Below are 13,459 nucleotides of genomic sequence, written 5' to 3'. Positions count from 1 at the left end.
GTGCATGGCTTGCCTACTGTAGAAGCTGCCGCAGGCTGCGATCTTTTCAGGCGTTTTGTGCCTGAAGAAAAATCGAAAACAGCTCGGACTGGGATTTGATCCCCAGCTTGCTGTACATGTGTTTCTTATGGACTTTCACGGTTTCTACGGAGATTTCCAGCTTACGGGCGATTTCTTTACTGGAGCAACCGCTGAGCATCAAACGCCCGACATCCAGTTCGCGGGCGGTCAGTTGCGCGCCCTTGAGTTGTTGCACCGAAGTTTCCAGTTGCACCCGCCAATCGGCGGAGGCGGGCGCGGTAGTTTCGTTGGTTTCATAGGGTAGACGCTGGCGCAACAGCGCGAGCACCCACGGCTGGATCAGTGCCAACAAGGCAATCTGCTCGCTGCTGAAACGCTGTTTGCTGCCCAGCGACAGACACAACGTGCGATCACCTTCGAGCTGACAATTGAACTGGATTTCGTCGGCGACCACATTCAGACGAAAGTATCGCTGGTAATACTCGGTCTGCTCAAAATGCTCGGGCGCGACTTCCCACAGACGATACAACCCCGAGCGAGATTGTTCGCGACTGGCGATATAGAACGGGTCGAGCAGGTAAACGCCGCGCAGGTAATCTTCGAACAGGGCGTCCGGGATACCTTCCACGCCGGGGCTGGCGGCGAAGACTTGCGGGTGTTGGTCTGAACTGAACAGCAGCGCCACCCAGCTATCGAACGGCATGTACTGATCAAGCAAACGCACCAGTTGCGCCCAGAAATTCGGCTTGTCCAGCGCCTCGATCAATTGCCCGACGGCGCGGTGCCAGGTGATGTCGTCGAAGGAAAGTGTCATCGGTTTACCTTGAATGCCCGGCCGGATGCTGCTGCGCATACTGGCCCACTCGATGGCCGGACACAAATCCCGGGCCACCACAAAACCCCTGTAGGAGCTGCCGAAGGCTGCGATCTTTTGATCTTGGTTTTTTCAGGATCAAGATCAAAAGATCGCAGCCTTCGGCAGCTCCTACAGGGGTCTATGGCGTAAGACGGGTTTGCGTGGGATCCTTTGCGTTTTTCGAAACAAGGATCGTTTTTATGTCGACGCTTTCCGGTGCTACTACTTCTATCATCCGCATCGCCGCCGCTCTGCTGCTTAACGCGAATGGCCAAACTCTATTGGTACGCAAACGCGGCACCACGGCGTTCATGCAACCGGGCGGCAAGATAGAAGCGCATGAATTGCCGGTGCATGCCCTGGCCCGTGAGCTGGAAGAAGAACTGGATCTGCAAATCGATCCGGCGCAAGCGACTTTCCTGGGTCAGTTTTCTGCACCTGCTGCCAACGAACCGGGATTCGTCGTACAGGCCGATATCTTTCAACTGACAATCAACGCCGACGTTTCCCCGGCAGCGGAAATCGAAGAAGTGATCTGGATCGACCCGGCCACTGACGGCGATGTCGTTTTGGCGCCATTGACACGCGATGTGATCCTGCCGTTTTATCGAGCCTCGCTGACCGCCATCGCCTGATCATCCACGCAAAGGACTTTGCCATGATCCCGCTTCAAGACCTGCTGATATTCGCCGCCGCCGCGTTACTGATGGTACTGACGCCGGGGCCGAACATGATCTACCTGATCTCGCGTTCGATCTGTCAGGGGCGCAAGGCCGGGGTGACGTCGTTGCTGGGCGTGGTCGCGGGGTTCTTTGTGCATATGTTTGCGGCAGCCGCCGGCTTGACCGCAGTGTTCCTCGCGGTGCCGATGGCTTATGAAGTGTTGAAGTGGGCGGGTGCGTTGTACCTGCTGTGGCTGGCGTGGCAAGCGGTGAAACCCGGTGCGCGTTCGCCGTTTGAGGCACAGCAATTGCCACCAGACTCGTCGCGCAAACTGATCACCATGGGTTTTCTCACCAGCGCGCTGAACCCGAAAATTGCGGTTTTTTATCTCTCGGTGTTTCCGCAGTTCATCACGCCTGAACACGGCTCGGTGTTCACCCAAAGCCTCATCCTCGGGCTGACGCAGATCAGCGTGAGTTTCACCGTCAATCTGTTGATCGCATTGTTCGCGGCAGGAATTGCGTCGTGGTTCGTACGTAATCCGACATGGCTGGCGATGCAGCGTTATTTCATGGGTTTTGTGTTGGCCGGGTTGGCCGTGCGATTGATGCTTGAGCAACGAAGGGCGGCGTGAGCATGTGGATCGAACGGCTGGACGCCAGTCATGCCCTGGCTTATCGGGAGCTGATGCTGGAGGCTTACGATCGCCATCCGCAGGCGTTTACCTCCAGCGTGCGTGAGCGCGCGGTGATGCCGTTGAGCTGGTGGGAAGGGCGGCTGACCAGCAAGCTCGATGTGGTGCTGGGGGCATTCGAGGGTGGCACGCTGGCCGGAATTGTCGGGCTGGCGTTTGAACCTCGGGAGAAGGCTCGGCATAAAGCCACGTTGTTCGGGATGTATGTGTCGGCGGGTTTTCGACAGCACGGTTTGGGGTTTGAACTAGTGCAAGCGGCGATTGCCGAGGCGCAGAATCATCCGGCGTTGAAGGTCGTTCAATTGACCGTCACTGCCGGGAATGACGCGGCGTTCAAACTCTACGAGCGATGCGGCTTTATCCAGTTTGGTCTGGAGCCATTGGCGGTGCGGGTTGGCGAAGACTACTTCGACAAGATCCATATGTGGCGTGAACTGCCTCAGGCATAAAGATCAAAAGATCGCAGCCTTCGGCAGCTCCTACAGGGTTTTGTGTAGAGCTGCCGAAGGCTGCGATCTTTTGATTTGGGTTTTAGCGAACCGCGCTAACCCCATCCAGTGTCGAGAATGAAGTGTCCTTCGCCGTCAGCAAGAAATCGCGCATGTACGGCGCATCCAGCATGTCCGCGCGGATCGCCGCGTACAGCGTGGCGAACAGGCCTTTCTCGCCCAGCCGCTTGGCCTTCACGTAACCGCGCGAGCTGTATTCGTGCAGCGCCCAATGCGGCATGCCGCACACGCCACGGCCACTGGCGACCAGTTGCATCATCATCACCGTAAGCTCTGAAGTCCGTACCTGCGCCGGCTCAATATCCGCCGGTTCTAGAAAGCGCGTGAAGATGTCCAGCCGATCACGCTCTACCGGATAAGTGATCAACGTTTCCGTGAGCAGATCCTCAGGCACGATGTACGGTTTGCTCGCCAGCGCATGCTGATTGGCCACCGCCAGCATCGCTTCATAAGTGAACAGCGGTACATAAGTGATACCAGCGATTTCCAGCGGATCGGACGTCACCACCAGATCCAGATCACCGCGCGCCAGCGCCGGCAGCGGTGCAAAGGAAAAACCCGAGGCCAGATCGAGCTCGACTTCCGGCCAGGCATCGCGGAACTGGTCGATGGTCGGCATCAGCCACTGAAAGCAGCTGTGGCATTCGATCGCCATGTGCAAACGCCCGGCGGTGCCACCGGCCAAGCGGCTGATGTCACGCTCGGCGGCACGCAGCAGCGGCAGGGTCGCATCGGCCAGTTGCAGCAGGCGCAAACCGGCGCTGGTGAAACGCACTGGTTTGGTCTTGCGCACAAACAATTGCATGCCCATGCGTTCTTCCAGTTCCTTGAACTGGTGGGACAGCGCCGACTGCGTCAGATGCAGACGATCCGCCGCGTCGACGAGGCTGTCGGCCTCGCGCAGGGCATGCAGGGTTTTCAAGTGGCGGATCTCAAGCACCGATGGCTCCATGAATAGAATTTGCTGATTCAGCGATGGTGGTGAGTTTGTCTCATGTTGGCGGGGCTGTCGACCGCGTCTGATCGAGAGGCGCAATGACCGCTCGGCACTCTTCATCAAACTGTCACGCAACTGTGGCAGCGCGCTTGAACAAACTTCATCAGACTCGCGCTCTACTGGGGTTCTGCGTTTCGGTGTTTTTCATGCACAAGCTGTTTTTATCAGTCGCGGCCATGTTGGCCGCGCTTTTGTTCGGTGCGCCGTCGATGGCGGCCGCGCGTTGCGATGTCAACGTGCCGACCGAGCACGTCGATCTGCAACAAGTCAGCATCGCTTATCAGAGCATTGGTCGTGCGTCGGATCCGGCGTTGTTGCTGGTGATGGGCCTGGGCGGGCAGTTGATTCACTGGCCGGATGAGGTGGTGGTCGCGCTGTGTCAGCAGGGTTTTCGGGTGATCCGCTACGACAACCGCGACGTCGGATTGTCGACCTGGCGACAGGCGCCGGAAGAGGCCAATCTGACCTTCGAAGTGCTGCGCTACAAACTCGGTCTGCCGGTGTCGGCGCCGTACAGCCTGACCGATATGGCCGATGATGCGCTGGGGCTGATGGACGCGCTGCATGTCGAGCAATTCCACGTGTTGGGCGCGAGCATGGGCGGGATGATCGCTCAGCACATGGCGGCGATGGCGCCGCAGCGGGTCGAGAGCCTGACGTTGATCATGACCACTTCTGGCGCGGAAGGCTTGCCGGCGCCGAGTGCAGCGCTGGTGCAGTTGTTGTCGCGGCGTGGCGCACCGAATCGTCAGGTGGCGCTGGAGCAGCAGGCGGATTTGCTGGCGGCGCTGGGTAGCCCGGCGGTGACCGATGATCGGCAGGTTTTGCTGCAACAGGCAGCGGCTTCCTATGACCGCGCGTTTAATCCCGAGGGTGTGAAGCGGCAGATCATGGCGATCCTCGCCGAGCCTAGCCGCGTTGCGTTGCTCAACCAGTTGCGCGTACCGACGCTGGTGGTGCATGGCACGGCCGATCCGTTGTTGCCGGTGATGCATGGCGTTCACCTGGCGGCGCATATTCGCGGGAGTCAGTTGAAGCTGATTCCGGGGTTGGCGCATCGGTTCCAAGATGCGTTCAAGGAACCGTTGTTGGCGGCGGTGTTGCCGTATTTGCAGGCGCACCGGGAAGACACTTCGCATTGGGCGCAGATTGAGCCGGTGGTGGGCGGGAATCTGCTGTAACCATCGGATTCGTGGTGTTGGCCAGGGCCTCTTCGCGAGCAAGCCCGCTCCCACATTTGGAGTGCGTTCCCCTGTAGGAGCTGCCGAAGGCCGCGATCTTTTGATCTTAAGGACAACGTCAAGAGATCGCAGCCTTCGGCAGCTCCTACAGGTGCAAGGTGATCAGGGTGTATCGTGCAAACTTTCCCGCACGATTTCCCCTGCGAGGTGTTTGATGAATTCCGCTCTGAAAATCGATTTTGTCAGCGACGTGTCCTGCCCGTGGTGCGTCGTTGGTTTGTATGGCTTGCTGGAAGCGCTGGAAATCCTGCGCAACGAAGTGCAGGCCGAGATCCGCTTCCAGCCGTTCGAGCTGAACCCGAAAATGGGCGCCGACGGGCAGAATATCGCCGAGCACATTCAAGAAAAGTACGGCTCGACGCCGGAGCAATCGCAGAAGAATCGCGACGCGATCCGCGCTCGTGGTGCGGAACTGGGGTTTGCTTTTCGCACCGATTCCAACAGCCGCATTTACAACACCTTCGATGCGCACCGTTTGCTGCATTGGGCGGAGCTTGAGGGTTTGCAGTTGCCGTTGAAGGAAGCGTTGTTCAAGGCGTATTTCAGCGATGGCGGCAATCCTTCCGATCACGGCCAACTGGTGCAGATTGCTGAGAGTGTCGGGCTGGATCGCCAGCGGGCCGAGGCGATTCTGGCGTCGGACGAGTTTGCCGACGAAGTGCGCGAAGAAGAGCAGGTATGGTTGCAGCGGGGAGTGAGTTCGGTGCCGACGGTGGTGTTTAACGGCCAGTACGCGGTGACGGGCGGACAACCGGTAGAAACATTTGTCGGGGCCATTCGGCAGATCATGGCCGAGTCAAAAGGCGGCACCGTCAACGGCTAAACACCTACCGATGTAGGAGCTGCCGAAGGCTGCGATCTTTTGATCTTTTAAACAGCAAGATCAAAAGATCGCAGCCTTCGGCAGCTCCTACAGGAGTCAGCTGTGCAGGCGCACCCAAACCGTCACCAACACCGTAGCCGCCATCAACCAAGCCACCGCCGCCACCGCCAATGAAGCCTCCAGCCGCATCCGGTCTACCATCACATACAACGTCGCCAGATAGACGAAGTACGGAATGATCGACCACATCCCGAACACGATCGTCGTCTTCAAATCCTCAATCGAGCGGCCCTTGCCAACGATGTAATGCGCAATCAGCGCAAACGTCGGAAACAGCGGCACCAATCCGGCGATGTAGTAATTTTTGGTCTTCGACAGCGCCGCGATGATCAGCACCACCGCTGCGCCCAACAGCGCTTTGAAAAACAGATCCACGTCGTTCTCGCTTAATGGCTCAGGCCGTATTTTTTCACTTTGTCGAACAGCGTGGTCTTGGCCATGCCCAACTCAAGACTCGCTTGAGTCAGGTTGCCGCCGCTGCGTTGCAACGCATCGCTGAGCAGGTTGCGTTCGAAGGCTTCCACCGCTTCGGCAAAGCCCAGGCCTTGTCCGCCGCTGTTGGCACCGGACTTTTTGAACGCCGGCAGGCCGAGAGCAAATCGCTCAGCAACGTTACGTAATTCACGCACGTTGCCCGGCCAGTCGTGGCTCATCAGGTTCGACAAGGTCTGGTTGTCCAGCTCCGGCAGCGCGCGGTCGAAGCGCAGGGCCGATTGCTGAGTGAAGTGTTCGAACAGTTGCAGAATGTCTTCGCGGCGCTCGCGCAGGGGCGGCAATTCCAGCGTCACCACGTTGAGGCGGTAGTACAAATCGCTGCGGAATTCGCCAGCCTTGCTCGACTCGTCGAGATCGGATTTGGTCGCTGCGATCACCCGGCAATCTACTGCCACGCTCTGGTTCGAGCCGAGGCGTTCGAGGGTGCGTTCCTGCAACACGCGCAGCAGTTTGATCTGCAACGGCAGCGGCATGCTTTCCACTTCATCGAGGAACAGCGTGCCGCCGTCGGCGTGTTCGATTTTGCCGATGCGCCGTTTGCCGGCACCGGTGAAGGCGTTGGCCTCGTGGCCGAAGATCTCACTTTCGAAGAGGTTTTCCGGCAGACCACCGCAGTTCAGCGCGACGAACTGTTTGCTGTGGCGCCGACTGAAATCGTGCAGGCAACGGGCGACCAGTTCTTTACCGGTGCCGGTTTCGCCTTCGATCAACACGTTGGCCGAGGTGTCGGCGACGTTGGCGATCAGTTCGCGCAGGTTCTGCATGGCCGGCGAGCGACCGATGATGCGTCCTTCGAGCGAATCACGTTCGGCCAGTTGCCGACGCAGCGACGACACTTCGCGAGCGAGGCTGCGTTGCTCCAGCGCACGTCGCGCAACATCGACCAGACGTTCCGGCGAGAACGGTTTTTCCATGAAGTCGTAGGCGCCTTTCTGCATCGCGCCGACGGCCATGGAGATGTCGCCATGCCCGGTGATCAACACCACTGGCAGGCTACGGTCGCGCTGCTTGAGGCGCGTGAGCAGTTCGAGGCCATCGATGCCCGGCAGGCGAATATCGCTGATGACGATGCCGGCAAAATTGTCGCCGACCCGCTCCAGCGCTTCTTCGGCACTGCCGACGCCGACGCAGGGAATGTCTTCCAGCGTCAGCGCTTGTTGGCAGCCGAGCAGCACATGGGGGTCGTCTTCGACGATCAGCACACTGAGTTCTTGGTTCATATTGGCTCGGCGGGAGTAGGGCTTACCAACGGTAAACTGAGGACGAAGGTGGTTCCGCCGCCGCCCGGGTGTTCGACACCCAGATGACCGCCGGTGGCAGCGGCGAGGCTGGCGGAAAGCGTCAGGCCCAGACCCAGGCCTTGTTCGCCGGGTTTGGTGGTGAAGAACGGTTCGAACAGATGCTTGCGCGCTTCGGCGTCGATGCCGTGACCGTTGTCGCGCACGCGCAGGCGATATTTGCCGTTGAATTCTTCGCCCTCCAGCCACAGTTCGGGCTGCGGTTGCGCCTGCATCGCATCGAGGGCGTTGCCGACCAGATTGACCAGAATCTGTTCGAGGCGAGTCTGGTCGATCTGCACTTGCACATCGATGAACTGCCGATGGATTTGCAGCGCCGCATGTTCAACACGCGCGCCGAGCAATTGCAGTGCGGCGTCCACGGCTTTGCCGAGACTGGCCTGACCCTGATTGTCACCCCGGCGGGCGAACGAGCGCAGGCTCGCGGTGATTCGGCCCATGCGGTCGATCAGGTCATTGATGGTCTTGAGGTTGGTGCTGGCGACGTCGAGCTGACCGCGTTCCAGAAAACGTACGGTGTTGCCCGAGAGCGTGCGCATCGCGGCCAGTGGCTGATTCAATTCGTGGGCAATGCTGGTCGACATCTGGCCGATGGCGGCGAGTTTACCGGCCTGCACCAGTTCATCCTGCGCGCGGCGCAAGGTCTCTTCGGCTTGACGGCGTTCGCGGATCTGACTCTTCAAGCGCTCGTTGCTGGCGCGCAGGTCGGTGGTGCGTTCGGTAATCCGACGCTCCAGTTGATTATTGGCTTCCTGCAAGGCTTCGCGGGCGGCGAGGCGGGTGGCGATCACTTTGCGCCGCTCGTTCCAGGCGATCAGCAGGAAGGCGACCAGTGCGAACGCCACGGCGACGAGAATGCCTTGGTTGATCGCCTCGCGGCGCAAGTCCTGCAACGGCGTGAGCAGGGTGAAATTCCACGGCGTGTCGCTCAATGGCCGGGTCTGCGCCAGGTAGCTGATGTCGTCCTCGCCTGACTGCACTTCGCTGTTGGCCGGGAAGGTGAGTTTTTCCACGCCTTCGGCCAATGTTTCGCGGGCCAGCGGTTGTAGTTCGATTAGCGGGAACCAGTAGTACTGCAGGCTGCGGGCGAGTTTTTCTTTGGTTTCCTCGCTCAGCGGAATCACTGATTTGAGCCGGCGTGCCGGATCGCTGGAAAGAATGATGATGCCGTTTTCATCGCTGACAAACGCTTCGAGACGCGCGCGCTGCCAGCGTTCTTCCATGGCTTCCAGACGCACTTTGACCACGGCGACGCCGATGATCTTGCCGTGCTCTTCGAGGCCGTGGGCGAGGTAGTAACCGGGTTCGCCGTTGGTGCTGCCGATGCCGTAGAAACGCCCGGGTTCACCGCGCACGGCTTTCTGGAAATAGGCACGGAAGGACAGGTCTTCACCGAGATAACTGTCGACATCGCGCCAGTTGCTGGTGGCCATGACGCGGCCGGTGGTGTCCATGACGTAGATGGCCCGACTGCGACTGCGTCGGTTCAGGCCTTCAAGGTAAGCGTTGACCGTTTGCCGGTGTTCCGTGGTCGGGTCGGCCAGCAGCCGCGACACACTGGTTTCGAGTTCCAGCAGGCTGGGCAGGTAGGTGTATTTGCTGATCTCGCTTTCGACCGCGCGGGCGTTCAGTTCGAGCTGGCGCTGGCCGTTTTCGCTGAGGTTGCGAATGCCAAAGTGCTCACTGACCCAGAACCCGGCGTAACCCAACCCGATCATCAAAATGATGATCAGCGGTGGTAGGAACAAATGACGAATCAGACGGGGCTTCACGGCAAGTGATGGCGGCGCGGCGCGATAGAGATTGGGGTCGCATTTCATCACAGATGCCTTGGGTCAACCACAACACTTGTTTGTGAATCACCGCTGGTTTGGAGGTGGACTCTGTGGCGAGGGGATTTATCCCCGATCGGCTGCGCAGCAGTCGTCAAACCCTTGCATGCGGTTTGACTTTGAACTGCTGGGGCCGCTTCGCAGCCCATCGGGGATAAATCCCCTCGCCACAGGGGATCTCATTGTCAGGCAGCCCGCACCCCACAGACAGGGTGCGGGTGTGTTGCTTTTAGTGCTGCAGGATTTTCTCGAGGAAGTGCTGCGCGCGTTCGGAGCGGGCTTTGATGTCGCCGAAGAACTCCTCTTTCGGGCAGTCTTCGATGATCTTGCCGGCATCCATGAAAATCACGCGATCGGCCACTTTGCGCGCAAAACCCATTTCGTGGGTTACGCACATCATAGTCATGCCTTCGTGGGCCAGTTGCACCATCACGTCGAGCACTTCGTTAACCATCTCCGGGTCGAGCGCCGAAGTAGGTTCGTCGAACAGCATGACGATCGGATCCATCGCCAGCGCGCGGGCAATTGCCACACGCTGTTGCTGACCACCGGACAGTTGCCCCGGATGCTTGTGCGCGTGCGCCGACAAACCCACGCGATCGAGCAGCTGCAGACCTTTTTTGGTCGCCTCTTCCTTGCTGCGGCCCAACACCTTGATCTGCGCGATGGTCAGGTTTTCGGTGATGGTCAGGTGCGGAAACAGTTCGAAATGCTGGAACACCATGCCGACGCGCGAACGCAGTTTCGGCAGGTTGGTCTTCGGATCGGCAATCGACGTACCGTCAACCACAACGTCGCCTTTCTGGAACGGCTCCAGCGCGTTGACGCATTTGATCAGGGTCGATTTACCCGAACCGGACGGGCCGCAGACCACGATCACTTCGCCTTTTTTGACCTCGGTGCTGCAATCCGTCAGTACCTGGAAGTCCCCATACCACTTGTTGATGTTCTTGATAGAGATCATACGGCGAACCTTTTTTGCAGACGCTTGACCAGCAGCGAGGCGGAAAAGCTGATGATGAAGTAGACGACACCGGCGAAGATCAGGAACTCGTTGGAACGGCCAATGATGTCGCCGCTGGAGCGGGCGGAGTTGAGGAAGTCCACCAGACCCACGGTGTAAACCAGCGAGGTGTCCTGGAACAGGATGATCGACTGTTGCAGCAGCAACGGCGTCATCTTGCGGAACGCCTGAGGCAGGATGATCAGACGCATGGTCTGGCCATAGGTCATGCCCATCGCCTGTGCAGCGGCCATCTGACCTTTGGGGATCGACTGCACACCGGCGCGGACGATTTCGCAGAAGTACGCGGCTTCGAACATCATGAAGGCCACGACGCAGGAGGTGAACGCGCCGATCGGCGTGTCTTCACCGGTAATCCAGCGCAGCACGAACGGCACCGCCAGGTAGAACCAGGTGATCACCAGCAGCAGCGGGATCGAACGGAAGTAGTTCACATAAGCGCCGGCCACGCGTGACAACAGTTTGCTCGACGACAGGCGCATCAGCGCCAGGATCGTGCCGAGCACGATGCCGCCGACCACGCCCATGACCATCAACTGCAAGGTCATCACCATGCCGTTCCACAGGCCCGGGATAGCGGGGATGATGCCGCTGAAATCGAAGTCCATTATTTGCCCCCCACGGAGATCAGGCCAGGCACCGCGACTTTCTTCTCGACCACGCGCATCAGCAGCATCAGGCTCATGTTCAGGGTGAAGTAAATCAGCGTGGCCAGGGTGAAGGCTTCAAACAGGTTGGCCGAAAATTCGGCGGTCTGTTTGGTTTGTGCCAGCAATTCCATCAAACCGATCAAGGACGCCACGGAGGAGTTCTTGAAGACGTTGAGGAATTCCGAGGTAAGCGGCGGAATGATGATGCGGTAGGCCTGGGGCAGCAGCACGTTCCAGTAGATCTGCGGCAGCTTGAAACCCATGGCACGCGCGGCGGATTCCTGGCCGCGTGGCAGCGCCTGAATACCGGTACGCACTTGCTCGCAAACACGCGCAGCGGTGAACAAGCCCAGGCACACGACAACGCTCAGGTAAGCCGAGGTGGTCGGGTTGAGGTCTTGTTTGTACCAGTCCTGCAGGTTTTGCGGCAGCAGGTCGGGCACCAGGAAGTACCAGATGAACAGCTGAACCAGCAGCGGCACATTACGAAACAGTTCCACGTAGCAGGTCGCGATGCCCGATACGATGCGGTTTGGCACAGTGCGCATGACCCCCAGAATGGAGCCCAGCAGCAAGGCGATGATCCATGCCACGATGGCAATGGCAATGGTCCAGCCCAAACCGGTGACGTACCAGTCGAGATAAGTCTCGCTGCCGACGCCGGTGGACTTGAAGAACACGCCCCAGTCCCAGTTGTAATTCATTAGGGTCTCCCCTCGAGATCGATCGATGTACAAGCACCCGCTCGGGGAAAATCCTTTCCCGTCCGACGTTGAACGCCGGGCACACGCGATCGGCTCGAAAACCGCCAGGTCGAGTGTTCCACAGTACAGCCAGCAGGTAGTAACAGACGCCTGAGGGAGAGTGGCTCCCTCAGGAGATAAGGTTAGTCAGGAATCAGATTTTTACGTCAGGCGCCGGCTTGTCGCTCGGGGTGGCGATCAGACCTTTTACCTTGTCGCTCATCGGGAAGTTGAGGTTCAGGCCTTTTGGTGGGATCGGGCTCTCGAACCACTTGCTGTAGATCTTGTTGATCTCGCCAGACTTGTACAGACCCACGATGGCGTCATCGACGGCTTTCTTGAAGGCCGGGTCGTCTTTACGAACCATGCACGCATAGGCTTCGAAGGACTGTGGAGTACCGGTGATGATCCAGTCGTTCGGCTTCTTGGCCTTGGCTTCTTCGCCGGCCAGCAAAGCGTCGTCCATCATGAAGGCAACGGCGCGGCCGCTTTCCAGCATGTTGAAGGATTCGCCGTGGTCTTTGGCGGAGATGATGTTCATGCCCATCTGCTTGTCGGCGTTCATCGCTTTGATGATGCGCTCGGACGTGGTGCCCGCGGTGGTCACGACGTTTTTGCCTTTGAGGTCGGCGAAGTCAGCGTAGGACGGCTTGCCATCCTTGTCTTTCTTGACCAGCAGACGGGTGCCGATTTCGAAGATGTTGACGGTGAAGTCGACTTGCTGGGCGCGTTCGGCGTTGTTGGTGGTCGAGCCACACTCGATATCCGCGGTGCCGTTCTGGATCAGCGGGATACGGGTTTGCGAGGTCACCAGGTTGTATTTGACCTGCAGATCGGGCTTGTTCAGGTCTTTTTTCAGGGCTTCAACGATAGCCACCTGAATGTCGTGGGAGTAGCCCACTGGTTTGCCGGAAGCATCTGCAATGTAGGAAAACGGAATGGAGCTGTCGCGGTGAGCGAGCGTGATGGTGCCCGAATCGTTGATTTTCTTCAGGGTGCCGGTGAGTTCGGCGGCGAAAACTGGCGTGCTGATCAGAGCGGCAGCAATGGCTGCGCCCAGGATATGGGGAACGATGCGCATCAAATTTTCCTCGACATTGTTTTTTTTATGGAGCCAGTTCGTCGGCCCTTTTGTGCTTCGAATGCCTGACGGCTCCTGAAGTGTTGGCACAACAGGCATTCGTCGAGAGAGTGTAGAGCATGACTCGTGCCAGACCAGTCTGGATTGGTTAAGGTTATGATTTATAAGGAGATTAAAGTTTTATGGCGGATTTTTTTGTGAGGAGTGATCCGGTTTACCGAATTGACCGGGGAGTCTCGTTCGGAAAACCGAACAGTCAGGAGCCCCTCACCCTAGCCCTCTCCCGGAGGGAGAGGGGACTGACCGCAGTGGATGGTCGAGTTACGCCGACGTGAGATACCGAGTCGAACTTAGATTTTGAAGCCCATGAGGATCGGCTCCCTTCCCCCTCTACCCCTTGGGGGAGAGGGCTGGGGTGAGGGGGAAAAGATCCAACTGACCCAACCAGATTTTGCAGAACCCACAAAACAAA

At 58.7% G+C, this 13,459-nt stretch carries 14 protein-coding genes; 5 read left to right on the top strand and 9 right to left on the bottom strand.

The features are described from left to right. Positions 1-46 precede the first annotated feature (46 nt). Positions 47-835 (bottom strand): helix-turn-helix transcriptional regulator, encoded by a 789-nt coding sequence (locus KFS80_RS25355; protein WP_212546313.1) that lies wholly within the window; start codon positions 833-835, stop codon positions 47-49. A gap of 242 nt (positions 836-1,077) precedes the next feature. Here KFS80_RS25355 and KFS80_RS25350 point away from each other — a divergent pair, with 242 nt between their 5' ends. The 3 genes from KFS80_RS25350 to KFS80_RS25340 are packed head-to-tail and all read left to right on the top strand — an operon-like array spanning position 1,078 to position 2,683. Then, positions 1,078-1,512, top strand: coding sequence for an NUDIX hydrolase (locus KFS80_RS25350; RefSeq protein WP_212546297.1), 435 nt, complete (start codon positions 1,078-1,080; stop codon positions 1,510-1,512). Between the two features lie 23 nt (positions 1,513-1,535). Beyond that, positions 1,536-2,174 carry a LysE family translocator gene (locus tag KFS80_RS25345; RefSeq protein ID WP_053123452.1) on the top strand — a complete coding sequence of 213 codons (639 nt, stop codon included), beginning with the start codon at positions 1,536-1,538 and terminating at the stop codon, positions 2,172-2,174. Positions 2,175-2,176: 2 nt separating this feature from the next. Further along, positions 2,177-2,683, top strand: coding sequence for a GNAT family N-acetyltransferase (locus tag KFS80_RS25340; RefSeq protein ID WP_212546312.1), 507 nt, complete (start codon positions 2,177-2,179; stop codon positions 2,681-2,683). 82 nt (positions 2,684-2,765) lie between these two features. On the opposite strand, the gene metR is transcribed toward KFS80_RS25340, so the two are convergent. Further along, positions 2,766-3,683, bottom strand: a complete 918-nt coding sequence (gene metR / locus KFS80_RS25335; protein WP_008087231.1) for a transcriptional regulator MetR — start codon at positions 3,681-3,683, stop codon at positions 2,766-2,768. Positions 3,684-3,886: 203 nt separating this feature from the next. Here metR and KFS80_RS25330 point away from each other — a divergent pair, with 203 nt between their 5' ends. Next, on the top strand, positions 3,887-4,921 hold the full coding sequence (locus KFS80_RS25330; RefSeq protein ID WP_212546296.1) for an alpha/beta fold hydrolase: 1,035 nt from the start codon (positions 3,887-3,889) through the stop codon (positions 4,919-4,921). 214 nt (positions 4,922-5,135) lie between these two features. After that, positions 5,136-5,804 (top strand): DsbA family oxidoreductase, encoded by a 669-nt coding sequence (locus KFS80_RS25325; protein ID WP_212546295.1) that lies wholly within the window; start codon positions 5,136-5,138, stop codon positions 5,802-5,804. Between the two features lie 96 nt (positions 5,805-5,900). Here KFS80_RS25325 and KFS80_RS25320 read toward each other — a convergent pair whose 3' ends face one another. The 7 genes from KFS80_RS25320 to KFS80_RS25290 form a co-directional block, all read right to left on the bottom strand. Continuing rightward, on the bottom strand, positions 5,901-6,239 hold the full coding sequence (locus KFS80_RS25320) for a GlpM family protein (RefSeq protein WP_008079444.1): 339 nt from the start codon (positions 6,237-6,239) through the stop codon (positions 5,901-5,903). 11 nt (positions 6,240-6,250) lie between these two features. Continuing rightward, a complete protein-coding gene (aauR, locus tag KFS80_RS25315) occupies positions 6,251-7,579 on the bottom strand; it encodes a two-component response regulator AauR (RefSeq protein WP_053123444.1) in 1,329 nt (442 codons plus the stop codon). Then, positions 7,576-9,477, bottom strand: coding sequence for a two-component sensor histidine kinase AauS (gene aauS / locus KFS80_RS25310; protein ID WP_212546294.1), 1,902 nt, complete (start codon positions 9,475-9,477; stop codon positions 7,576-7,578). The genes aauR and aauS overlap by 4 nt, the downstream gene beginning before the upstream one ends. A 241-nt stretch (positions 9,478-9,718) precedes the next feature. Further along, positions 9,719-10,453, bottom strand: coding sequence for an amino acid ABC transporter ATP-binding protein (locus KFS80_RS25305; protein WP_212546293.1), 735 nt, complete (start codon positions 10,451-10,453; stop codon positions 9,719-9,721). Then, a complete protein-coding gene (locus KFS80_RS25300) occupies positions 10,450-11,121 on the bottom strand; it encodes an amino acid ABC transporter permease (protein WP_003227756.1) in 672 nt (223 codons plus the stop codon). Before KFS80_RS25300 ends, KFS80_RS25305 begins: the two co-directional genes overlap by 4 nt. After that, positions 11,121-11,867, bottom strand: coding sequence for an amino acid ABC transporter permease (locus KFS80_RS25295; protein ID WP_053123437.1), 747 nt, complete (start codon positions 11,865-11,867; stop codon positions 11,121-11,123). The genes KFS80_RS25300 and KFS80_RS25295 overlap by 1 nt, the downstream gene beginning before the upstream one ends. Positions 11,868-12,060: 193 nt before the next feature. Next, positions 12,061-12,987, bottom strand: coding sequence for a glutamate/aspartate ABC transporter substrate-binding protein (locus KFS80_RS25290; RefSeq protein ID WP_159815120.1), 927 nt, complete (start codon positions 12,985-12,987; stop codon positions 12,061-12,063). Positions 12,988-13,459: the final 472 nt, after the last annotated feature.

The sequence above is a fragment of the Pseudomonas rustica genome, from assembly GCF_018336155.1.
In the GTDB taxonomy this organism is placed as follows: domain Bacteria; phylum Pseudomonadota; class Gammaproteobacteria; order Pseudomonadales; family Pseudomonadaceae; genus Aquipseudomonas; species Aquipseudomonas rustica.
This window is presented reverse-complemented; position numbering and strand designations above follow the sequence as displayed.